Genomic DNA, 22,077 nt, shown 5'->3' on the forward strand with positions numbered 1-22,077 from the left:
ACCGCCGTTCCGACCGCTGCGCCGCCCTCGAACCGGGGGCTCCACTCGAACGCGTGGCGTCGCTCGCGTTCGCTCGTACCGCCGACGGCGGGGGCCCTCGTGGCTCTCACCGTCGGCGGTTGTTCGTCCCTGGGTTCGTTCGATCCGGACGCGTCCGACGTTCCGCCCGCCGAACGGGGGCGACCGCACTTCGAACTGCTCGCGGACGAACTCCCGCTCGACCGCTGGACCGAAGGCGTCGAGGCGGCGGACGTGGACCGCGACGGCGACATGGACCTGTTCTTCGCGGACGGTCCCGCGTTCGTGCGTCCGGGTCCGAAGCAGCAGAACCAGCTGGTCGTCAACCGCATGGACGAGGCGGCCGCGGCGTTCAGCAACGAGAGCGTGCTCCGTCTCGGCCTGCACGCCTCGCACGCGAAGATGGTCATCACCGGCGACGTCGACGGGGATGGCTGGATCGACGCGCTGTTCTGCAACGCGTTCAACACCGACCCGCCCTCGCTGTTCCACAACCGCGGCGCCGCCGAACCGGGCTACTTCGACCTCGAGAGCGCCGAGCGCGGCTTCACCGAGGCCTACAACAGCGGCTCCGGCCAGTTCGGCGACGTGGACGACGACGGTGATCTCGACCTCGTCCTGTGCGACTCGGGCGAGAACCTCCTGTTCGGCGAGGGCGGCGTTCCGCACCTGTTCCTGAACGCGGGCGACGGCCGTTTCACCGAGCGCGCCGACCTGCTGCCACTGCCCGCGAAGAACGCCCACGTGGACGTTCAGTTCGCCGACCTGGACGGCGACTTCGACCTCGACCTCCTGATCCCGTGCCGCGCCGAGCGCGAGGGTCCGTTCCACTACGTAGCGCGCAACGACGGGACCGGACGCTTCGAGGACGTCAGCGAGCTGCTCTGCAACGGTTCGAAGAACGTCTACGAGATCGAAGTGGGTGACCTCGACGACGACGCGGACCTCGACCTGTTCTTCGTGAGTCTCGACGACTACTCCGAGGGCGCCGCGGAGAACGTGGGTGGTCCGGGCGAGTTCCGGTTCGAGGCGCGCGGCACCGTCGGCGAGCTCGACGACAACGAGCTCGCGCTCTTCGACTGGGACGTGGACGGCGACTACGACGTGGTGGTGGGGTCGCTGGCCGGCGTGGAGAAGTGGCTGCGCAACGACGGCGATTTCGTCTTCACGGCCGTCGAGCCGATCGTTCCCGGCCTCGAGGACCCGACGATGGACCTGACGGTGGTCGACCTCGACGGCGACGGCCGCTACGACCTCGTCACGGCCCAGGGCGAGGGCGATCCGCGCCAGTTCCGCAATCGCGTGTACATGGGGCGCGGTCCGCGCGACACGCGCGCGCCCGTGGTCGAGGCGGTGCGGGAAGGTGGCGCCAGCTACCGGCGCGCGAGCGACGAGTGGGTCGCGCACGTCCGCGTCCGCGACCAGGTCAGCGACGACGGCAACGACTGGGTCACCGCCGAAGGAACCTTCAGGTTCGCGGGCGGCGAACGCGGCGCGGCGAGCGTGACGCGCATGGGGGGCGGCCTGTGGCGCGTCGCCGTGCCTGGTTCGCGAGCGGACGGTGCCGGCCACGGACCGCGCCTCGATGTCGTCTTCACCGACGCCGCCGGCAATCGCACGTCGGTGCGGCTCGTGAGCGAGGGGATCTCCTCGGGCGACTGAGCGCGCGGCGCCGCTCCCGTCCGCCGCACGCGGGTCCCGTCGAGCCTCCGCGAAGCCCTCGGTCGACTCGCGCGTCGGACCGACTAGGATCTTCGCACCCATGCTCTCGACCACGCTCTTCGCCGCCGTCGGCGCCACCGTCGGCGCCACGGTTGCCGCCACTTCGCACTCGCTCCAGGACGGCGGAGGCGCCGCGGCCGCGACCTCCGCGGCGGTTCCGGCGCCCACGTTCGTCCGTCGAGACCTCGTGGTCGACGGCCAGCCGGTGCGGACGCGCTGCGGGAGTCCGCTCAAGAACTACATCCTCGAGGTCAACGGCAGCGGCGTGGTCCTCGGCGACTTCGACGGCAGCGGTTCGGTGGACCTGGTCGTCGTCAGCGGCTCGACCATCGAACGCGCGGAGGCCGGCGAACCGGGCGACGCGGCGCGCCTTTTCCTCAACGACGGCGCCGCGCACTTCGGCGCCGCGCCCGAGGCGTTCGCGCTCACCCCCGGACGCTGGGGCATGGGGGGCACGGCGGGCGACCTCGACAACGACGGGCACCTGGACCTGGTGGTGACGAACTGGGGCGCCGACCAGGTGTTCCTCAACGCGGGCGGCACCGGCTTCCGCGACGCGACCGAGGGCAGCGGGCTGAACGGCAAGCGCTGGGGGACCAGCGCCGCGCTGCTCGACCACGACCTCGACGGGAACCTCGACCTCGTCGTCGTGAACTACCTGTCGTTCCGGCGCGACGAGATCAGCTCGCGGGAGTCGGGCGAGTGCAAGTGGAAGGGCCTGCCCGTCATGTGCGGGCCGGAGGGCCTCACCGCCGTGCACGACCAGCTCTACCGCGGGAACGGCGACGGCACGTTCTCCGACGTCACCTCGGAGGCGGGTTTCCGGCCCGAGAACGCCGGCTTCGGGCTGGGCGTCACGACACTGGACTACGACGGCGACGGCGACACCGACGTGTACGTCACCAACGACTCGACCCCGAACTTCCTGTGGGAGAACCAGGGCGACGGAACGTTCCTCGAAGTCGGGTTCCGCCGCGGCGTCGATCTCGACAGCAACGGGAAGGAACAGGCCGGCATGGGCATCGCGTGCGGCGACGTGAACGAGGACGGCCTCCCCGATCTGTTCGTCACCAACTTCTCGGGCGAGAACAACGCTCTGTACCAGTCGCGCGCTTCGAAGACCGGCCGCGCGCCGCGCTTCTCCGATCGCTCGCACAGTGCCGGAGTCGGCGGACCCAGCATGCAGTTGCTCGGGTGGGGGACGGGGATGTTCGACGTCGAGCTCGATGGCGATCTCGACCTGTTCGTGCTGAACGGACACGTCTACCCGCAGGCCGATTCGCCCGGCACCGACACGACCTACGCCCAGCCCGATCAGCTCTTCGTGAACAACGGAGACGGCATCTTCGACGAGCGGAGCCTGTCCTCGGGGCCGGACCTCGTGAGCCGCGGCGGCGCGTTCGCGGACCTCGACGGCGACGGCGACATCGACGTGGTCGCCACCCAGGTCGAGGGCGCGATCCAGATCCACGAGAACACCACGGCGAACGAGAATCGCTGGATCGCCTTCGTTCTCGACGTGGAGGGCGGCAATCGCGACGGACTCGGCGCGCGCGTCGAGATCGCGGTGGGTGAACGACGCAGCGCGGCGGAGATCCGCACGAGTTCGGGCTTCCAGGCCGCCGTTCCCGCGCGGGCGCACTTCGGTCTCGGGCGTGCCGAGCGCGTCGACAGCGTCAGCGTCCGACTGCCCGACGGTCGCACGCGCCGCTTCGAAGGTCTGGCGGCGGGCCAGGTGCACCGCTTGGTCGTTCCCGCGTCGGCGCCGGATGCCGCGAACGGCGCGACGACCGGAACGGAGGGCGGGCGATGAGCGCCATCGGATCCATCGTTCTGGTGTTCGCGCTCGGCGCGGCGAGCCAGGAGGCGCCGCCGAGCGACGCCCAGCGCGAGCGGGCGCCGGAGCGCGCGACGGTCGAAGTGCCGGCGCCCGACGATCCGTTCGAGCGCCGTCCGAGCGAGCTCCCGCGCGCCGAACCCGGCCACTGGGACGGGCTGTTCGCGAAGCTCGCGAGCGACGAGGGCGCGGGCGATCTGATTCCCCAGTCGCTGCGCGATCGTCAGGCTCTGGCCGAAGCTCTGTACCAGCTGCGCGACTACCGCGCGACGTTGAACGAGCTCTACGGAACGCTCGAGATCGCGCCGGACTTCCCGCCCGCGTTGATCGTCCTGGGGACCGCGCTCTTCAGGCTGCGTCGCTACGGAGACGCGGCGGTCGCGCTCGAACGCTTCGTCGAGGTCGCGCCCGACCAGTTGGCGCGCACCCAGGTCCTGGGGCACTGCCACTACAGCCTCGGCGACTACGAAGCCGCGCGCGACCACTACCAGCGCGTCATCGCCGCAGGCACGGACAGCCCCGGCGCCGTTCGCGGTCTGGCGCTCGCGCTGTGGCGATTGGGCGACGTCGAAGCGGCGCTCGAACTGCTCGACGCGACGCTCGCTCGCGAGCCCGACCACTACGAGACGCTGATCTGGAAGGCGCAGCTCCTGTTCGAGGAGGAGGAGTTCGCCGCCGCGCTCCACCTCGCCGAACGAGCCCAGGCCCTCGCGCCGCACGAACCGCGTCCGCTGTTCCTGCAGTCGCGCTGTCTGTTCGAGCTCGAGCGCGACGACGAGGCCGAAGCCCGTCGCGAGCGCTGGCGCGAACTCGACGCGTTGACCCAGGAAGTGCGTCGACTCGAGGGCCGCATCCCGTTCGAGCGCGACCCCTACGGCCTGGCGATCGAGTTGGCGCAGCTGTGCCGCTCGACGCGCGACGTCGAAACGGCTCGTGACGCACTGTCCGTCGCCGAACGCACGCGCCCGGACGAAGTGGGCGCGGTCGACTTCCGACTCTTCGCGCTCGAGGTCCTGTGGGACATCGGCGACCGCGAGGGAGCTGCCGTCGCCGCGCGCGCTCTCGAGATCGATGGCGCCGAGGACGCGCGGGCCTGGAAGCGACTCGAGCAGTACTTCGCACAGACCCGCGACCGCCGCCGACAGATCGAGGCCGGGGAACGCTGGCGCCGGCTGAGCGACGCGGACGGGGACTGAGGTGGGGCGGCGTCCGCGCCGCGCCGTCCAGGCCTCGCGCGGTCCGCAACGCACGGGCGCACGGGCCCCGGGGCCGCGGCGGGCGAGCTCGGGGTGGAGCCGGGCGTGGCAGCGAACGGCCGTGCCACACGCATCGGACCGCGAGTGGACGGGCGCTCGAGCTCGGGAAGCGCTCGACGAGGAGCGGACTCGCGACGGCGAAGCGCGCGCGCGGACCGCGATCCAGCGAGTCTTCGCGGCCCCTGCTATCTTCGAATGGCGCCACTGCCCGGGCGCAGGCTCCGGTTCCCACCAGCCTTCCGAAGGTGCGCGACCGCAAGGGTCGCGCCTTCGCGTCCCCACCCAGCCTCCCCGATGTCCGATCCCCGGCCCCACCCCCAGGGGCGGTGCGTGCGCGCTCCGTTCGTGCCCGCCGCTCTCGTTCACGCCGGTTCGTCGCTGCTGGCCCTGGTGGCTCTCGGCACCGCGCTGTCCGCCGCCGAGGACGACGCCCCCGCGAGCGCACCGCTCGGTACGCCGGCGGAGGCCGAACGGTCGATCGACTTCGAGCGCGAGATCCGTCCGATCCTGGCGGACACCTGTTTCGCCTGCCACGGGCCGGACGCCGAGACGCGCGCCGCCGATCTGCGACTCGACACGCGCGAGGGACTCTTCGGCGATCGCGGTGGCTACGCCCCCGTCGTCCCCGGCGATCCCGGAGCGAGCGAGCTGCTGCTGCGGATCACCGATCCGCTCGACGCGATGCCGCCGCCGCTCTTCGGCAAGACCGTTGCACCCGAGCACGTGGAACTCTTGCGCCGCTGGATCGAGCAGGGTGCGCAGTGGTCGGGTCACTGGGCGTTCGAGCCCGTCGAGCGACCGCAGCCGCCCGCCGTCGACGCAGCGCACGGCAGCGTGTCGCCGGTCGATGCGTTCGTCCTGGCCCAACTCGACGCGGCGGGACTCGCGCCTTCGCCGCGCGCGGATCGGGCGAGCCTCCTGCGCCGCGTCACGTTCGACCTGACCGGACTGCCCCCGACGCCGGCGGAGTTGGACGCCTTCCTCGCCGACACGGAACCGGGCGCCTACGAGCGCGTCGTCGACCGCCTGCTCGCGTCCGAGGCCTACGGCGAACGCCAGACCCAGGACTGGCTGGACCTCTCGCGCTACGCCGACAGCGACGGTGACGGCAAGGACGGCCCGCGCAGCATGTGGAAGTGGCGCGACTGGGTCATCGACGCGTTCAACTCGAACAAGCCCTACGACGAGTTCGTCGTCGAGCAGCTGGCCGGCGACCTGTTGCCCGACGCCACGGACGCTCAGAAGATCGCCACCGGCTTCAACCGGAACCACTTCATCTACACCAAGTTCGGCGCAGAGAAGGACGAGTACCGAACGGCCTACGTGGTGGATCGCGTCAACACGACGTCGACGGTGTTCATGGGTCTGACGATGGGCTGTGCCCAGTGCCACGACCACAAGTACGACCCGATCAGCCACGAGGACTACTACCGCGTCTTCGCCTTCTTCAACAACGTCGCCGAGTCGGACGTGGGCTCGAGCTTCGGGAACTCGGCGCCGCGCATGGTCGTGGCCGAGGGCGAGACGCGCGAACGACTCGCGACGCTGAACGCGCGGATCGAGGAACTCGAGGCCTACTTCGAGGCCGACGACGAGGCGCGCGACGCCGATCAGGCCGCGTGGGAGGCCGAACGCGCGGCGCAGCTCGACGACGTGGAGTGGACGACGGTCGAGCCGGTCGGTCTGCTCTCGCAGAACGGCGCGTTCCTGAACGTGCTCGAGGACGGTTCGATCCTCGCCAGCGGCCCGAGTCCGTCGTCGGACGTCTACCACGTCGTCGCGCGGCCCGGGGCGGCGCGCATCGTCGCGCTGCGTCTCGAGGCACTGCCCGACGAGTCCTTCCCCGAGGGCCGGTCGGGCCGTTCCATGGACGGCACGTTCAACCTGTCGGAACTCGAGGTCCACGTGCGCTCGATCCTCGAAGGGGACGACGGCGACCAGCTCGAGTTCATCCTCGGCGAGTCGTCGGTCGGTGGATCGCGTTCTTCGGCGGACGGCGCCGTCGACGGCAGTGACCGCAACGGTTGGTCGGTGCCGAAATCGTTCGCGGGCGAGGTCCAGGACGGCGTGTTCGTCCTCGAGGAGCCGCTCGAGCTGAAGGACCCGGACGTGATTCGCTTCCGCGTCGACCAGTCCGCGTCGCGCTCGTACAACCAGACCCTCGGCCGCTTCCGCCTCTCGTTCACCGCCGACGAGCGCGTTCTCGAGCGGCGCGTCCCGCTGCGCCCGAGCGTCTGGCGTGCGGTCGGACCGTTCGCGGCCACGAGTGCTTCGAACGCGCACACGACCGTCTACCCGCCGCAGGAACGCATCGCGTCCGAGGACGGGTTCGATTTCGAGGAGCGCTACGACCCGATCGACGTGAAGGCGCTCCAGAAGGAGGAGCGCGAGGCGAAGAAGGCGGCCGAGAAGGCGGCCGAAGAAGCAGCCGAGGCGGCGGCCGAGGCCGAAGCCGCAGGGGCTGTGCCCGCGAGCGACGCGGCACCTCGCGAAGCCGCGCCGTCCGAGGCCGAACGCTCCTCGGACGCTGCTTCGGACGGACGGAACGTCGACGCCGAACGCCACGAGGTCGTGCAGGGCCCGAGTGTCGAGGCCTCGGGCATCGTGTTCGAAGACGTCCGGTCGGACGGCGTGGTGCTCGACGGGAGCACCGTCGACGAGGACATCCTCGAGCACTTGATCCGCGACACGGACTTCCTCCGCGAGGAGGCGGTGAGCGCGGCGACGAGGACCCGCGACCTGGCCACGGCGGAGGCGAACGTGACGGTCGCCGACACGCTCGAAGGAGCGCGCTCGGTCGCCGCCGACCGCGACACCCCGGTCGCCGGGTCGGGCCTCGCGTTCGCGATGCAGCTGGCCGCGGCGAAGAAGGCCCGGAGCGCGACGCGCGACCGTTCTGCGGCGCCCGCTCGCGAGTCCGCGATGGCTCCCGCGGAAGCGCCGACGCCTGATGCGACCGGCGACGCCGCGCCGATCTCGAAGCCCTCGGGCGACGAGCCCGACGCGAAGCCCGCGGCCGCGACCGAAGAGAAGCCCGACCCGAAGCCCGAGCCGTCCTCCGACGACAGCGGCACCAGCTCGCGACGCGGACGGGGGCAGGACGAGGACAAGCTCGGCTGGGAGGAGAAGCGCGACTGGCGCACGGACGGCAGCATCCGACTCTCGGGCCGCTACAGCGCGTACTACCTGCACCGCACGTTCGCGCCCACGGTGGATCGCGAGGTCGCTCTGCGCTTCACCGGCGCGGACGCGATGACGATCTGGCTCGACGGCGAGCAGATCTTCGAGCGCGCCCCCGAGGTGGCCGAGGAGGCGGGCGACGCCTCCGAGAAGTCGGGCGACGAGAAATCGGGCGACGAGGACGACGGCGAAGCCGAAGAGGACGATGGCGCGTTCCAGTTCGACCGCGGCGATCTGACCGAGTACGAGACGTTCCGCTTCGCGCTCACCGCCGGCGAGCACGAGCTGGTCGTCAAGCTCGTCACGGGGCGCACCGGCGCCCGCGCGACGCTGCAGTTCCAGGCCATGGGCAGCGACGTGGCGCCGTACGAGGTCGAACGCGCGATCCTCACGGCGGAGGCCGATAGCGCGTCGATCGCCGCCGAGCCCGTGGACGAGGCTCCGCAGGAGGAGGACGACGAGTTCTCGTTCTTCGGCGGCGGTGAGAGTTCCGAGTCGCCGGCCCGCGCCCGTCGCGGTTGGGTCCGCGAGTGGTTCCGCCGCCACGTCTCCGACGAAGGCCGCGAGCTCTACGAGGAGCTGCAACTCGCTCGCCGCGAGGTCTCCGCGATGGAGCGGCAGCTGCCGTCCGTCATGGTCATGCGCGAGCGCGAGACGCCGCGCGAGACGCACGTCCTCCTGCGCGGCGAGTACGACCGCAAGGGCGCACTCGTCACCGCCGGCGTTCCTGCCGTTCTGCCGCCGTTGCCCGAAGGCGCGCCCGAGGATCGCCTCGGTCTGGCCCGTTGGCTGGTCTCCGGCGAGCATCCGCTGACCGCGCGCGTCGCGGTGAACCGAGCGTGGCAACAACACTTCGGACGCCCGCTCGTCTCGACGCCCGGGGACTTCGGCGTGCGCGGCGCACTGCCGAGCCACCCGCGCCTGCTCGATTGGCTCGCGGCCGAGTTCGTCGAGAGCGGTTGGGACGTGAAGGCGCTGCACCGCACGATCGTCACGTCGGCCACCTACCAGCAGTCGTCGCGCATCACCGCCCGGCACCTGGAACGCGACCCGGACAACGTGCTCCTCGCGCGCGCACCGCGCGGGCGCCTGTCGGCCGAGATGATTCGCGACAACGCGCTCAGCGTCAGTGGCCTGCTCGTCAGCGAGATCGGCGGCGAGAGCGTCAAACCGGTCCAACCGAAGGGCCTGTGGCGCGCTCAGTCGATGTTCCAGAGCTACAAGCCCGACAAGGGCGACGCGCTCTACCGCCGCGGCATCTACGTCTACTGGAAGCGCGCGACGCTCTATCCGTCGTTCGAGGCGTTCGACGCGCCCGCCCGACTGACCTGCGCGGTCGAACGCTCCGAGACGACCACGCCGTTGCAGTCGCTCGTTCTCCTGAACGATCCGGTCTACGTCGAGGCCGCGCGCTTCCTCGGACAGCGGATGATCCTCGACGGCGGAACGAGCACGGCCGGGCGTCTGGCCTTCGGTTTCCGGCTGTGCACGTCGCGCATGCCGACGGACGAGGAGCTCACGATCCTGCTGCAGATCCACGCCGACCAGCTGGCGGTCTACACGGCGGACGAGAAGGCTGCGAAGAAGCTGATCAAGATCGGCTCGAAGGATCCGGACGAGAGTCTCGAGCCGATCGAGCTCGCGACCTGGACGGCTCTCGGAACGGTCCTGCTCAATCTCGATTCCACGATCCACAAACGCTGAGCCCACGCACGCCATGAATCCCTTCCAACCGAATCGCCGTGCGTTCATCCGGTCCTCGCTGATGGGGGCCGGCAGTCTCGGCCTCGGATCGCTCCTGGGCCGCACCGCGTTCGCCAGCGTGGACGACGCGCTCGCCATCCAGCACCACCCGGCCACGGCCAAGCGCGTGCTGGTCCTGTTCATGTCCGGCGGCCCGAGCCAGTTCGAGCTGTTCGACAACAAGCCGCTGCTCAACGAGCGCCGCGGCGAGCAGTTGCCCGACTCGGTGCGTCAGGGCAAGCGCATCACCGAGGTGACGGTGCTCCAGGGCGCGCTCCCGATCGTGGGCTCGCCCTTCGAGTTCGCCCGTCACGGCGAGTGCGGCATGGAGCTTTCCGAACTCGTGCCCGGCCTCGCCCAGCACGCGGACGACCTGACGCTCGTGCGTTCGATGCAGACGGACACGGTCATCCACGAGACCGCCACGACGTTCTTCTTCACCGGGTCGCAGTTGCTCGGACGCCCTTCGATGGGTTCGTGGGTCACCTACGCGCTGGGTTCGGAGTGCGAGAACCTGCCCGAGTTCACGGTGCTCGTCTCGGGCAGTTCGCGCGACGACCAGGGGCTGCACTCGCGCCTGTGGGGGAGCGGCTTCCTGCCCGGGCGCTACCAGGGCGTGCCGTTCCGCAGCTCGGGCGACGCGGTGCTCTACCTGTCGAACCCCGACGGCGTCGAGCGCGAGCACCGCAAGGGCCTGCTCGAGGGTCTCGAACGCCTCAACGAGCTCGAGGCCGAACGCACCGGCGACCCGGACGTGCACACGCGCATCAACACCTACGAGATGGCCGCGAAGATGCAGCTGTCGGTGCCGGAGCTGACCGACCTCTCCACCGAGTCCGAGGACACGATCGAGCGCTACGGCGCGAACCCGCAGAAGCCGAGCTTCGCCAACAACTGCCTCATGGCGCGGCGCCTGCTCGAGCGCGGCGTGCGCTTCGTCCAACTCTGCGACCGCGGTTGGGACCACCACGGCGGCCTGCCGAAGAGCCTGAAGGAGAAGTGCGAGGTCACGGACAAGCCGATCGGGGCGCTGCTCACCGACCTGAAGAACAGCGGGTTGCTCGACGACACGATCGTCGTCTTCGCCGGCGAGTTCGGCCGCACGCCCTACTGCGAAGGGCGTCTGACCCGCGAGAGCTACGGCCGGGACCACAACAACCGCGTCGGCTCCATGTGGCTGGCCGGGGGCGGCATGGCGCGCGGTGCGACGCTGGGCACCACGGACGACTGGGGCTGGGACACGGTGGACTTCCCGGTCCACGTCCACGACATCCAGGCCACGCTCCTGCACTGCCTGGGCATCGACCACCTGAAGCTGACCCGGCGTCACCAGGGCCGCGACTTCCGGCTCACCGACGTGTCCGGGCGCGTCGTGCCCGAGATGCTGGCCGGGGCTCCGCGCCCGCTCGAACCGGAACTCGGTCCGGCGGCCGAGCCGCGCGGCGAGGTCTGAACCGGGCCTGGAATGGGTGCGGGGCCCGGGAGGGATCCCGGGCCCCGCGTGATCGGGTTCGACCCCGACCTTCAATCCAGAGGGATCCACCGTGCCGTGGGTCCCTCCAGGGGTGATCTTCGACTGGTTCCGGCGGGAACCCGAGTCTCAGGCGCTCTCGGCCGAGCGCTTCTTGCGCGGCCTCCCACCTTTGGGCTTGGAGGAGCGCATCTGCTCGTTGAAGGCCTCCCAATCGCCCTCGTTGAACAGGCGGACGATGGAGCCGCAATCGACGCAGTAGGAGTGGTCGAGGCTCTTGAGGTAGCGCTGGTAGTCGCCACAGCAGTCGCACCACTTCAGGTCGTTGTAGTAGTCGGTCTTTTCCACGTTCTCGTCCCCTCTGGTCTCGGTCTCGGTTCGTCGCCGGCGGTCGTTCCGGCGGCACTGGGTAGGGAGCAACGGGGGGGCCAAGTGGGGTTCACGGCCTCTCCGAAGCGTCCGAAGTGACTGGAGGTGCAGGGCTTGAGTGAGCCTGTCGGGCCGAGCGGGCGCCGCGTCGGCTCGGACCGCCTGTCGATCTGGATCGACACCCGCGGGGGGCCGAGGACGGCTCCAGGGGGCGTAGGGCGGTGCGAGGGGGGGGGCGGAGGGCAGCTCGGCACGCTGCAAACCTCGTGGTGTCGGTCGATTGCGCTCGGTCGTCGAGAGATCTCGACAGCGCGCGACACAGCTCCTTCCAGCGGCTTCCTACGTCGAAGGGAATGGACATCGTGTGTCGAATTGGTTCGACAACTGCCTAAGTCGATGCCTCTTTGGGGGTTGCTTGGACCGAATTTGCCGCCTGGCCCCCCCCGTGCGGCCCCACCTCCCCCGCGGGGCCCGAAAGGTGCCTCCCGATGTCGAATCCGCGCGACGTTCGGGCGGCGCGGGTCAGTCCGCGCCGTCCAGGTCGGCCTCCAGCCCCGCCCGCTGCGCCGGGTCGCTCTCCCGCGCCAGGGCCCGCTCCAGGGCGGCCCGCACGCCGTGGTCCGCGCCGTGCCCGTGGGCCAGGGCCCAGGCGGCCGCCTCGCGGACCATCGGGGCCGGGTGCCGCTCGAGTGCGCGCAGGAGCGCCTCCCGACCCGCCTCGTCGGGGCCGTTGCCCAGGGCGATGGCGGCGTTGCGGGCCAGTCCCGCAGCCCCGGGACGGCGCAGGGGCGAGCCCTCGAACTGCGCCCGCGCCTGCTCTTCGTCCAGTTCGAGCCAGTCCGCGAGTCGCGCCCCCGCCAGCCCCGGGTGCTCGCCGAAGGTGGCGGCACCGTCGGGGGCGCGATGGCCGAAGGGGCAGACCTCCGAGCACACGTCGCAGCCGAACGCCCACCGACCCATGTCCACCCGCAGGTCGCGCGGCGCCAGTTCGGGGCTCTCGATCGTGTGGTAGCTGATGCAGCGCCGGGCGTCGACCTGGCCCGGGGCCGTGATGGCGGCGGTGGGGCAGGCGTCGATGCACGCGGTGCAGGTACCGCACGAGCCGAGGGCCGGCGCGGCCGGCTCGGGTTCGTAGCCCTCGATCTCCACCAGGAGCTCGCCGAGGAAGAACCAGGGTCCGAACCGACGATGGAGGAGGTTGGCGGCCTTCGACGGGAAGCCCAGGCCGGCCACGGCGCCGTGGGAGCGCTCGAGCACCGGCCCCGCGTCCACGATCGAGCGCACGCGGCCCACCCCGAGGCTGCCGCGGAGGCGACGCGCGAGCCGGCGCAGCTTCTTGCCCACCACGTTGTGGTAGTCACGTCCCAGGGCGTAGCGCGCCACGCGCCCTCCGTCGGCCAGGGTCCCGGGGGCCCGGGCGTGCCCCAGCCCCACCACGAGGATGGCGGTGCCCTCGGGCAGGACGCGGCGGGGATCGGCGATCCGGTCGGCCTGGCGTTCGAGCCAGTCCATGTGCCCGTGGTTCCCCGCGGCGAGCCAGTCGCGGAAGCGCTGGGCGTCGGGAGGCGGGGCGAGCGGGGCGACGCCGGCCAGGTCGAAGCCCAGCTCGAGCGCCGCCTCGACCAACGCCTGGGTGGTTCGATCGTTGTTCACCGAAGGGGTCCTCGCGCGCCGGATGCTGGAACGTCCGGCCGAGATCGGGCGGTCGCCGCCCGGAACCGACGATTCTCGTTGGGAACCGAACCGGCGCCGCCGACGACATAGAATGACGGGTCGAACGCCCGCGCACTCCATTCCTCCCATGCGACTCATCCCGACTCTCCCGCTCGCTCTCCTCGCCCTGCTTCCCGTGGCCACCGCCAGCCCCTGGTCCGCGCTCGAGGGGTCCTCGACCTCCTGCGGCGGGTGGGCAGCGGCGCTCGGCGCGGCGTTCGGAGCGCCCGCGACGGGGGTGAGCTCGGCCCGCCAGGAGCCGGCGCCGGCACCCAAGGACGACGCACCCGTCAAGAAGCCCTCGGTCCAGGACATCAGCTCCAAGTCCAAGGCCGATCTCCTCGGGGAGGCCCTGCTGGAAGCCCACGGAGGCGCCGAGGCCCTCGAGAAGTTCACGAGCCTCCAGTTCACGGTGACCCCGGTCGAGCTGCGCCCTCTGCCCCAGGCCCCCGGGAGCGACGAGCCCGTCCAGTACGAGGAGGTCCGCAAGGCCCCGATCCACTTCCAGTCCTCGTTCTCGGGCGCCGACCGCAGCCTGCGCATGGACGAGGACGTCGAGGTGAACGGCCGCGAACACACCACCACGAAGATCGTCACCATCACCGAGGCGGTCACCGAGGTCTACCTCCTGCTCGACGGGCAGAAGCGCACCGTGGTCGCCGAATCGCGTGATTCGATCATCGCCGACATCACCACGCTCGCAGGTCAGTTCGACATTCTGATCGGCCTCGGAACGCGCCAGTTGCGCGGGGCCTACGACGGACCCGCGCGCCGCGGCGGCGTGGAGTACGAGACCGTGGTGGCCCAGTTCTTCGGGGGCATCAACTCGGACAAGCTGTACCGGCTGTACCTGAACCCGACCACGCACCTGGTCGACCGCTACGACCTGTACGACGCGAACTCCCAGCGGCTCACCAGCAAGCTCGAGATCAGCGGGTACGCCCCCTACGAAGGGCTCCAGCTGCCCAGCACGCTCCTCTTCCGCAACCGCCAGAGCGAGCCGCTGATGCGCTGGGAGTTCTCGGACTACCTCGTGAACGCCGAGATCGACCCGGAGCGCTTCACCGTCGAGTGACGGCGGGCTCGGCTCGGGCCGAGCGAACGGGGCCGCCGCTGGCTGCGTCGAGCGACGCGCTCGGCCCGCGTCCGTCGCGGTGAACCGACGCCCGCGGCGCCCCGGGGGCGACGCGAGCGAATTCTCGAGCTCGCGCTGGGCCCGAATCGGGCCCCTGGGCCCCAGGAGCGGGGATGCGAGCGCCCCGTGCATGGCAGCGGTTACCCCCTCGCAAAGGCCCGGTAGACTTCGCGTGTCCGGCCCCGGGGTCCCATCCCGGTGCCCGCGGCCCCCGCCGCCTTGGGACTGCGCCGACCCCAGGCCTCACCGAGATGACCGTCTCGTGGGTCCCACCGGCGCCCTTCCCGCCTGCCCACCGCTCCTGGCCCCGTCAGGGTGCCCTGCCCGGAGAACGACCGCTTGAAGCAGGACCAGCGTCCCCTGGAACCACTGACCACGCCCTTTCGGGGCGAGGACCGCGACGTTTGGCGAGAAAAGCTCGCCGAGGTCGCGGCCGAGGTCGGCGACGCCTGTCTGCCTTCGCTCATCGCCATCCTGGAAGACGAGGAGCGCACTCCGGAGAACACCCGGGATGCGCTCTCGACACAGCTGATGGAGCTGTTCCGCCTGCACACGGCGCGCTCCTGCTTCGGCCTGCTCTACGAGCTCAACGCCGGTCACCTGCTGCAGCACGTCGCGCAGCGGCTCCGTCGCTACCAGAGTCGAGCCGACCCCAGCGACCTGCTCCAGGAAGTCTTCTTCAACATCTACCGCTACCCGCGGCGGTTCGACTGCACGCGCGAGGACGCCTTCCGAGTCTGGACGGCGACCATCGTGCGCAACACGGTGCTGAAGCACCTGCGGTCGCTCAGCCGATCCGGTCGCGCGGAGGTGCCTTTCGAAGACCTGTCCGAACACCCCGAGACGGGTTCGCGTGGCCCCCTCGGCGGCGTGATCGACAGCGAGAGCGAAGCGGAGTGCCAGCGCGTCTACGTCATCTACCTCCACCTCTACCTGACGTTCTACGAGCGCCTCTCCGAGCGTGAGAAGCGAGCGCTGCACATGGTCGAGGTCGAGGGCGCGAGCTACCGCGAGGCGGCCGCCGATCTCGGCATCAAGCTCGAGAACCTGAAGATGGTGATCTTCCGCGCCCGGCGAAAGATCTACCGCTCCATGCGTCGCGTGTTCGACGGCTTGCCGCCGGACCTGCGTGCTCCGGGCGAGACGACGACTGCGAGCGTCGTGGCGTCACCGCGCGTGGCGGCGTCGAAGATCCGCAGTACCCCGTCCGTCGCGATCGATGGAGGCACCCATGGCAACTGATCACGAGAACGAGAACCGCCGCGACTCACGATCCGGCGAGGCCCTGACCGGCGAGTGCGAGGCCCTGCAGGTCGAGCTCTCGAGCCTGGTCGACGGCGAACTCGACGAAGTCGCCGCCGCTGGCGCGCTGGCCCGACTGGAGTCGAGCCCGTCCTGCCGCGAGTTCTTCGACCACGCCCGCGCCCAGGTCCGCGCCCACCGCGAGTTGGCCGACCCCGACGCCCTGCTCCGGCACCTGACCGGAGTCGAGTTGGGTGAGGGCTTCGCCGCTCGCGAAGCGGTCCACCGCCTGGCCTCGATCTTCTACCAGCTCGGCAAGGCCTACGCGCTCAACGCGACCGACCCCGACTTCCGCACCCGCGTCTTCGAGAAGGCCGTCGCCGTCGAGCCCACGCGGGCCCACGCGCGCGGACTCGTCGACGGCATGACGGCCAGCGGACGCGGTGGCCTCGACTGGCACAGCAAGCGGCACCTGTTCAACGGCAGCCTCGAGCGCATCGAGCGTCCGATCGAGAAGGCGCGCAAGTTGCTCCGCGAGTGCCTGGAACTCGAGGACGACTACGAACCGGCACTCCTGTACCTGGCCTTCCTCGAGATGAACGAGGGGCGCAAGGTGAAGGCGAGCCGCATGTTCGAGGACGTGTTCCGCAACGGCGTCGACCCGGCCTGCCGCGGCCACGCCGCCGTGATGATCGGCAAGATCCACGAAGAGGAAGAGGACCACCGGACCGCGCTGACGTGGTTCCGCTGGGTCGGCATCAGCGGACTCGCCGACAACATGCCCGAGTTCTTCTTCGCGCGCTTCAACAGCGCCCTGTGCTACGCGCACCTGGGGGCTCCCGAACGCGCGATCGATTCGTTCCGGACGATGCTCGATCGCCACCCCGATCGCGCGTCCGACCTCGCAGGCTTCCTGGCCGCTTCGCCCGGACTGCGCAACGAGGTCGAATCACAACCCGGTTTCGCCGAGGCGCTCGTCGCCCGCTGCCCGGAACTCTTCCGATCCACCACCGACGGTGACACCGCGAGCGTCTGAGCGCTCCTGTCCCACACCCTGCGATGCTCTCCTTCACTCGCTTCCTCACGCCTTCGAACGCGCGCCCGTCGCGGCGCCCGGCGAAGTCCATCGTGATCGGACTTGCCCTTGCACTGCTCGGTCTTCCGGCCGCGGCAGCCATCACCTCGGGCCTCCCGGACTGGTTCTCCCAGTGGACGGGTGGAACGCCGATGATGATGTCGGGCGAGTCGATCGGCTCGCTCCCGAGCTACCTGACCCCGGCCGACACGATGGAGGTCCCCGGCGCGACCGAGTCCGAGAACGGTCTGCAACTGCTGCCGTCGCTCGAGATGGAGGTGCCGTTCACCCAGGTCTTCGACGCGGTGCCGTCGGCCGATGGCAATGGCTATGCCTTCATCGGACCCGGCAGCGAAGCGGCGAACGCGCGCGTCCGAGTCTTCGGCGACGTGAGCATGGCGTTCGACACGACGCTCGTCGGCGGGCGCGGCAAGACCATTCAATGGAACCCGGGTCCGGCCTTCGCCGGTTCGAAGCTGCTCTACTTCCTCGGCAGCGCCTCCGCGTCCGGCAGCGTGTCGGTCGGTTCGTCCCCGATCGGACTGCCGGTGGACTCGGCCCAGTGGAAGCTGGCCTTCGAGCAGGGGACCGTGCTCCTCATCCTCGTCCGTCCCGATGGGTTCTACTCGGCGCTCGAGCTCGATCGCGTCGGTGGCGCGCTCGTCGCCGTCCAGTCGGTTCCCTGATCGGCACGACCGCCCGAGCCGTCCGGTCCTCTCGCGGCCGAACGCGAACAAGGACGCCTCTCGACCCCGGTCGAGCGGCGTCCTTCGCGTATCGGACGCCCAGCGCGTCGCCCTAAGATCCCTGGGCATGAGCGGCATCATCGCCATCGACGCCGGTACGACCGGTGTGACCTGCCTGTACCTCGACGCCGAGCTGAACGTCCGCGTGCGGGCCTACGCCGAGTTCGCGCAGCACTTCCCGTCACCGGGGCGCGTCGAGCACCACGCCGAGGAACTACTCGCCGCGGTCGACCGCACTCTCGCCGAGGTGGTGTCCGACCCGCTCGCCAAGGACGCCGTCGCGATCGGGATCACGAACCAACGCGAGACGGTCTTCGCCTGCGAGCGCAGCAGTGGACGCGCGCTCGCGCCCGGGATCGTGTGGCAGGACAAGCGCACCGCGCCCGAATGTGCGCGTTGGCGGGCCGAGGGGCGCGGCGACCTCGTGCGCGAGCGCACCGGGCTCGTCATCGATCCGTACTTCAGCGGCACCAAGATCCACTGGATGCTGCGCGAGCACGAAGGGCTGCGCGCGCGGGCCGAACGCGGCGAAGTGGTCTTCGCCACGGTCGACACGCTGATCGTCGAACACCTGACGGGTGCACGGCGCTGGCGGACGGACGCGACCAACGCGAGCCGTACCTTGCTCTTCGACATCGACGCGCGCGGCTTCGATCCGGATCTGTGCGCGTGGCTCGGTGTGGATCCCGGTTGGTTGCCCGAAGTCCTGCCGCCGCGCAGCGACTTCGGCCGCACCGATCCCGCGCGGTGTGGTGTCGCGCTCCCGATCCTCGGCACGATCGGCGATCAACAGTCCGCGTTGCTCGGCCAGGGAGCCGTCGCGTTCGGCGCCACCAAGCTGACGTTCGGCACGGGCTGCTTCCTGCTCGTGCAGTGCGGTGAACAGCGCCCCGTCGCGGTCCAGGGCTTCCTCACCACGCTCGCCAGCGATGCCGTGGGCGACGTCTCCTACGCGCTCGAAGGGGCTCTGTTCATGGGCGGTGCCCTCGTGCAGTGGCTGCGCGACGGGCTCGGGATCATCGCGGACGCGAGCGAGACCGAAGCGCTCGCCGCCAGCGTCCCGGACAGTGGGGGAGTCGTGCTGGCGCCCGGTTTCACGGGACTCGGCGCACCCTACTGGGACGCGGGTGCGCGCGGCGCGCTGCTCGGACTGACGCGTGGGACGACTCGGGCCCACGTGGTCCGCGCCGCGCTCGAAGCGATCGCCATGCAGAACGCCGAGCTGATCGAGCTGGCGCGCACCGAAGGGGGCCTCGAGGTCGACGAGTTGGTCGTCGACGGCGGCGCCGCGGCGAACGACCTCTTGATGCAGATGCAGGCAGACTTCTGCGGCGCGCGGATCCTGCGGCCCGCCGAGGTGGAGGCCACCGCACGGGGCGCGGCGGTGCTCGCGGGCCTCGGAGCGGGACTCTGGGGGCGCGCCGACCAGGTCCCGCGGCCCGCGCTCGAGGTGTTCGAGCCGCGTCTCGACGACACCGAACGCGCCAGGCGTCTCGACCACTGGCGAGAGTCACTGGCGCGGACCCTCTCCCGCTCCTGAGCCCCGGCCCCGTTCCCGGTCTCCTGGTGGAACCCTCGGGGCGCACCGCGGGTTCAACAGGGGCCTCGAGCGGTCCGGGGTCGGGGTCCGTATCCTCTTCGCCCGCAGTGCCGGCGCGCCGATTCGAGTGAATCGAGCGAACCCGTCAAGGGGCTCCGCGCGACCGTCCGATAGGGCCAGCGCGCAGGCGCACCCAAGGTGCCTGCGATCCAGCGACATGTCCGAACTGGACCAGATCCCCATCAAGACGCCCCCGGGGAGCCTCTTCAACGCCGCGGAGCTCGAGCGCCTGCTCGAGGCCGAGGTCGATCGTGCCCGCCGCTACGACTACTCGCTGTGTTGCGTGTTGATCGCGGTGGACCGACTCGAGGCTCTCACGGATCTTCACGGCTCGTCCGCCCACGACGAGATCTACGGAGCCGTCGAGCGCTTCCTGCGCCGCGACCTGCGTACGAGCGACTTCATCGGGACGCTCATGGGCGATCGGCTCCTGGCCGTGATCCCGAGCACGTCGCGTGACGGCGTCGTCGACGTGGTCCGGCGCCTCCTGGTCGGTGTCCGCAAGCTCGAGTTCACGAGCGGTGACCGCCAGCTGCGCGTCACGCTCAGCGTCGGCCTCACCTGGGCGCCGGGCTCGGAACTCAACGGTTTCAAGCGCCTGCTCGGGGCGGCCCAAGGTGCGCTCGGCGCCGCGCTCGGCTCCGGTGGCGATCGCTACGTCGAGGGCGCCTTCGCGAAGTTCGAGGAAGCACCGGCCGCCGCGCCGACGCCCGCTCCCGAAGCCGCGCCCGCTCCGGCGGCCGTCGCTCCCGCACCTGTCGACGCCACCGCGGGCCTCGATCCCGAGGACCTCTTGGCCGCCGTGCGCCACGTCCTCGGCGAACACGCCCAAGCCGTCGCACGCATGGAGGACGCCCAGTCCCGACCGAGCGGCGAGAACTCCGACCAGGTCAAGCTCCTCGAGCGCCGCGTGCAGAAGCTCGCCGGCGAGCTCGAACGCTACCAGCAGGTCGTCGCCAGCTTGATCGAGGAGGGCGGCAGCCGCGACGACGGCGTCGCGTCCCTCGGCAAGATCTTCGGCGGTATCGGCCAGGGGAAGGACGACGAGAAGCGCAAGCACATGATGGGCGACATCTTCCAGGCCAACTTGGCTCTGAAGCAGGCCCTGACCGAAAGTTCCGAGGGCGGCAACTGAGCCACCTCACCGTGGGCCCCGAGCGGTTCCCACCCGACCGACCGAAACGAACACTCCAAACGTTCACGAACCACCCATGGAAGCCAGCCAGATGCCTTTGCCCGCCCAGCCGTCCCCGGAGACCGGGGTCCTCTATCTCGGGATCGACCTCGGCACGTCCCGGACATCCGTCTCGGCCAGCAACGGCGTGCGCGTGACCGTTCCGTCGTTCGTCGGTTACCCGAAGGACGTCGTCGCCCGCAAGCTCCTGAAGAAGGACGTGCTGTTCGGCGACGAAGCGCTCGAGAAGCGCCTCTCGCTCAACCTGTACCGTCCGCTCGCCGAGGGCGTCATCAAGTCCTCGCTCGAGAGCGGCAAGTCGAACCAGATCGAGGCCGAGGCGAACATGCGCGCCGCCCGCGACCTGATCGCCGAGATCGTCCGCCAGGCGCGCCCGCGTGCCGACGAACTGGTCTACGCCGTGATCGGTGTGCCGGCGCAGGCGTCGATCAACAACAAGGAAGCGATCCTCGAGGCCGCGAAGGAGTGCGTCGATTCCGCGATGCTGTGCTCCGAGCCGTTCTCGGTCGCCTACGGCCTCGACATGCTCGACGACGTGCTCGTCATCGACATCGGTGCCGGTACCGTCGACCTGTGCCGGATGCACGGAACGATGCCCGAGGACGCCGACCAGGTCACGATGACCACCGCCGGTGACTTCGTGGACGACAACCTCGAGCGCCTCATCGGCGAGCGCTACCCCGAGGCCCAGGTCACACGCCAGATGGTCAAGACGATGAAGGAGCGCTTCGGCTCCATCAACGACAACATGGACCCGTGCGTCGTCACCATGCCGGTCGCCGGTAAGCCGACCCAGTTCGACATCAAGGAAGAGATCAAGGAGGCCTGCGCCGCGATCGTTCCGCCGATCGTCAGCGGTCTGCAGCAGCTGATCGCGACCTTCGACCCGGAGTTCCAGGACAAGCTGAAGAAGCGCGTCCTGCTCGCGGGCGGCGGTAGCCAGATCAAGGGCCTCGACACCGCCATCGAGCGCGAGATGGTCGAGCGCCTGGGCAGCGGCAAGGTCATCCGCACCGAGGAGCCCATGTACGGCGGCTCGAACGGCGCGCTGAAGATCGCCAACGACATGCCCGACGAGTACTGGGAACAGCTGCGCTGAGCCCGGCGCCGAGCCGGCCAGCGGCCGAACGCGACGAGGGCACGGATCCGTGACGGGTCCGCGCCCTCGTTGCATTTCGGGGAGCCCGTTCGGCTCGGGGCGGCCGGGGTTCACGCGCGTTCCCGCGTGCGCAGCCCGACCCGCGAGCGCCGGACTCCGTCCGCGTGGCGGCTGGGCCGAGCGCTCCGTCGTGCCGGCGCCGTTCCTTCGGGCGCCGGGTCGCCGCCCGACCACGTCCTGACGGTCGAGCCGCCGACGGTCCAGCCGCCAACGGTCCGGCTGCCGACCGGACGCGGCGATCGACGAGCCGTGCGCCCCACGTGTCGTCCACCCAACTCCGATCGAGGTCCGCGTCCGTGCGGCGGGCGGGTCGAGGGCTCCGTCGTGCCGTCTCCGTTCTCTCGGGTGCCGGGTCGCCGCCCGACCACGTCCTGACTTTCTGGCCGCCGACCGGAGGCGGCGATCGACGAGCCGCGCGCGCCACGCGTCGTCGACCGCACTCCGATCGAGGTCCGCGCCCGTGTGGCGGGCGGGCCGAGCGCTCCGTCGTGCCGGCGCCGTTCCCTCGGGCGCCGGGTCGCCGCCCGACCACGTCCTGACGGTCGAGCCGCCGACCGGAGGCGGCGATCGACGAGCCGTGCGCGCCACGCGTCGTCGACCGAACTCCGATCGAGGT

14 protein-coding genes are annotated in these 22,077 nt (G+C 70.6%); 12 read left to right on the plus strand and 2 right to left on the minus strand.

Going from position 1 to position 22,077, the window contains the following annotated elements; translation table 11 throughout:
• Nucleotides 1-99 precede the first annotated feature (99 nt).
• From Pla163_RS03975 to Pla163_RS03995, 5 genes are all read left to right on the plus strand, one after another.
• A complete protein-coding gene (locus tag Pla163_RS03975) occupies nucleotides 100-1,680 on the plus strand; it encodes an FG-GAP repeat domain-containing protein (RefSeq protein WP_145183911.1) in 1,581 nt (526 codons plus the stop codon).
• 100 nt (nucleotides 1,681-1,780) lie between these two features.
• A complete protein-coding gene (locus Pla163_RS03980) occupies nucleotides 1,781-3,553 on the plus strand; it encodes a CRTAC1 family protein (RefSeq protein WP_145183913.1) in 1,773 nt (590 codons plus the stop codon).
• Nucleotides 3,550-4,773 carry a tetratricopeptide repeat protein gene (locus tag Pla163_RS03985; RefSeq protein WP_145183916.1) on the plus strand — a complete coding sequence of 408 codons (1,224 nt, stop codon included), beginning with the start codon at nucleotides 3,550-3,552 and terminating at the stop codon, nucleotides 4,771-4,773. The genes Pla163_RS03980 and Pla163_RS03985 overlap by 4 nt, the downstream gene beginning before the upstream one ends.
• A 405-nt stretch (nucleotides 4,774-5,178) precedes the next feature.
• Complete coding sequence (locus Pla163_RS03990) at nucleotides 5,179-9,717, plus strand: PSD1 and planctomycete cytochrome C domain-containing protein (RefSeq protein WP_419186302.1); 4,539 nt, start codon at nucleotides 5,179-5,181, stop codon at nucleotides 9,715-9,717.
• Nucleotides 9,718-9,730: 13 nt separating this feature from the next.
• Nucleotides 9,731-11,209 carry a DUF1501 domain-containing protein gene (locus tag Pla163_RS03995; protein WP_145183922.1) on the plus strand — a complete coding sequence of 493 codons (1,479 nt, stop codon included), beginning with the start codon at nucleotides 9,731-9,733 and terminating at the stop codon, nucleotides 11,207-11,209.
• Nucleotides 11,210-11,356: 147 nt separating this feature from the next.
• On the opposite strand, the gene Pla163_RS04000 is transcribed toward Pla163_RS03995, so the two are convergent.
• A complete protein-coding gene (locus tag Pla163_RS04000; protein ID WP_145183925.1) occupies nucleotides 11,357-11,575 on the minus strand; it encodes a hypothetical protein in 219 nt (72 codons plus the stop codon).
• Between the two features lie 543 nt (nucleotides 11,576-12,118).
• A complete protein-coding gene (gene queG, locus Pla163_RS18680; RefSeq protein WP_419186303.1) occupies nucleotides 12,119-13,249 on the minus strand; it encodes a tRNA epoxyqueuosine(34) reductase QueG in 1,131 nt (376 codons plus the stop codon).
• A gap of 148 nt (nucleotides 13,250-13,397) precedes the next feature.
• Between queG and Pla163_RS18685 the strand changes: the two genes are divergently transcribed.
• The 7 genes from Pla163_RS18685 (at nucleotide 13,398) to mamK (ending at nucleotide 21,401) form a co-directional block, all read left to right on the plus strand.
• On the plus strand, nucleotides 13,398-14,384 hold the full coding sequence (locus Pla163_RS18685; RefSeq protein WP_419186304.1) for a hypothetical protein: 987 nt from the start codon (nucleotides 13,398-13,400) through the stop codon (nucleotides 14,382-14,384).
• 399 nt (nucleotides 14,385-14,783) lie between these two features.
• Nucleotides 14,784-15,686, plus strand: a complete 903-nt coding sequence (locus Pla163_RS04015; RefSeq protein WP_145183932.1) for an RNA polymerase sigma factor — start codon at nucleotides 14,784-14,786, stop codon at nucleotides 15,684-15,686.
• A complete protein-coding gene (locus tag Pla163_RS04020; protein ID WP_145183935.1) occupies nucleotides 15,676-16,722 on the plus strand; it encodes a tetratricopeptide repeat protein in 1,047 nt (348 codons plus the stop codon). Before Pla163_RS04015 ends, Pla163_RS04020 begins: the two co-directional genes overlap by 11 nt.
• A 23-nt stretch (nucleotides 16,723-16,745) precedes the next feature.
• The gene (locus tag Pla163_RS04025; protein WP_145183937.1) at nucleotides 16,746-17,447 is read left to right on the plus strand and encodes a hypothetical protein; all 702 of its coding nucleotides are present in this window, start codon (nucleotides 16,746-16,748) and stop codon (nucleotides 17,445-17,447) included.
• Between the two features lie 127 nt (nucleotides 17,448-17,574).
• Entirely contained in the window at nucleotides 17,575-19,047 is a 1,473-nt protein-coding gene (locus Pla163_RS04030) for an FGGY family carbohydrate kinase (RefSeq protein ID WP_419186305.1), read from the plus strand.
• 217 nt (nucleotides 19,048-19,264) lie between these two features.
• Nucleotides 19,265-20,242, plus strand: coding sequence for a GGDEF domain-containing protein (locus Pla163_RS04035; RefSeq protein ID WP_145183943.1), 978 nt, complete (start codon nucleotides 19,265-19,267; stop codon nucleotides 20,240-20,242).
• A 76-nt stretch (nucleotides 20,243-20,318) separates the two neighbouring features.
• Nucleotides 20,319-21,401, plus strand: a complete 1,083-nt coding sequence (mamK, locus tag Pla163_RS04040; RefSeq protein WP_145183945.1) for a MamK family actin-like protein — start codon at nucleotides 20,319-20,321, stop codon at nucleotides 21,399-21,401.
• The last annotated feature ends 676 nt before the right edge of the window (nucleotides 21,402-22,077 follow it).

This window comes from Rohdeia mirabilis, assembly GCA_007750655.1.
Taxonomy (GTDB): Bacteria; Planctomycetota; UBA1135; order UBA1135.